Origin of the sequence: Piscirickettsia salmonis LF-89 = ATCC VR-1361, from assembly GCF_000297215.2 — a bacterium.
In the GTDB taxonomy this organism is placed as follows: Bacteria; Pseudomonadota; Gammaproteobacteria; order Piscirickettsiales; family Piscirickettsiaceae; genus Piscirickettsia; species Piscirickettsia salmonis.
Genome location: NZ_AMFF02000239.1, coordinates 1 through 1,503, shown reverse-complemented (window position 1 = coordinate 1,503; position 1,503 = coordinate 1). Strand labels below are relative to the sequence as shown.

Sequence of the window (1,503 nt, the reverse complement as noted above, 5' to 3'; positions counted from 1 at the left end):
ACGCAGGAGGCCTCTTTTAAAAACTATAAGGATAAAAAATGCCGAAAGAATCAAGAAAGTCAAGAGATTTAAGAAGGCAGCGCAGACAAAAAAGAGTTGATGGTGCTGACGAGAGTAGTAGTGACGAAGATGTAGAAGATGGCTCTGATCGTGTAAAGCGACGCCCTGATTCTCTGGGTTATTATCCTATTTATGTTGGAGGAAGACATCAGCATCATGCTGGAGGAGGCCATCATCACCCTGGATGGGGGCCTGGACCTCACCATCACGCTGGAGGAGGGCATCATCATGCAGCTGCTGCTAGTCAGCTTTGTGAGTCGCCAGGTGTAGCTGTTGCTGTAGCTGTTGCTGCATTCGTTGTGTGCTCAGTTATTTGCACATATTATCTAGCAAAAGAAGTGAAAGGTGCAATTGATGACATCAGTGATAGAAGAGGTGAGGTGCTGTTAGTTTCTTCAGTAGATGCTTTTACTTATGATCAGTATCAGCAGCTAGCTACAAAGGGTGTGACGATTATTGTACCTCGCGAGGGTGAAGAGAGTATGATTTTGCATCCGGATCCCAGTGGGGGTGGTTTTTATCATGAACGTTTTATTTCAAATGGCGAACTTCAGGAATTGGATTTCCCAGAGACTGGTCATACATCTGTTTTGTTATCAGATCAACTTTTAAACAGAATAGACAGAAAAACAGACTCTAATCTTCTTCATGAACACCATAGGGTAAGTACTGCACGGCGAGGATGGGGGACTTTGATGGGAGCTGCAGCTGGGGTTGTGGGTACAGGTGCAGCAGTTGCTGCAGCAGCAGCTTTATCGGCATTAGCTCTTACACCTGTGGGTTGGGCAGTTCTTGCATGCGCTGCAGTTCCAGTAATTGCTCTGGCTTGTGCTAAAGTTGGGCGTTGGATAGGTGGTATGTTGATGGATCAATCACCATCACCTGCCCCTAAAGAGTCAAAGCTTTTTCGCGATGCTAGTGCTGGCCAAGGACATGAGCCTTTGTTACCACACCAAACCTCAACGCCAGCTTATGGCTGAGTGTAGTTTTCCTCTAACAGTGGTGGTGTATCAGTGATAAAATAGCCTCAGATCTCTAGTTGGGTATCAGAGGCTGCTATTTTTGTTTCTTATAACACGACACAGCAACAGTCTGTGTCTTTTACGTCCTCTTTCATATGGCTGGCATTGTGAAAAGGGGTGCCAAGAGACATATAGTTATTTTTTGATGATTTTAGTTGAGAATTCTGTGAATTGAAGTTTTCATTGTGGGAAGACTGTGTTCCCCTTCTCTTTGACCATATTCAGTAGTGACTTTTATCCCTTCGTCAGTGATTTTTTCTCCTTCTATTGGGTAATTGAGAGAACTGGTTCTGCGTTGCCTAGATTTGTTTATTTGATTGTGGTGTTGGCGATTATCAACGTGATTAAAATTACTATATTGCTCAGGTTCGCTTACTTGATTTTGGTGTGGGTGATTATTAACGTTATAGCGCTCAACGAA

The 1,503-nt window shown here is 43.8% G+C and carries 2 protein-coding genes; one reads left to right on the top strand and one right to left on the bottom strand.

What is annotated here, in order from left to right; genetic code table 11:
• Positions 1 to 38: 38 nt before the first annotated feature.
• Positions 39 to 1,040: a hypothetical protein gene (locus C200_RS13790; RefSeq protein ID WP_016212209.1), complete on the top strand. Its 1,002-nt coding sequence runs from the start codon at positions 39 to 41 to the stop codon at positions 1,038 to 1,040.
• A 193-nt stretch (positions 1,041 to 1,233) separates the two neighbouring features.
• Here the strand turns inward: C200_RS13790 and C200_RS16280 are convergent.
• Positions 1,234 to 1,503 (bottom strand): hypothetical protein (locus tag C200_RS16280; RefSeq protein WP_033923845.1); only part of this gene is annotated, 270 nt, incomplete at its 5' end.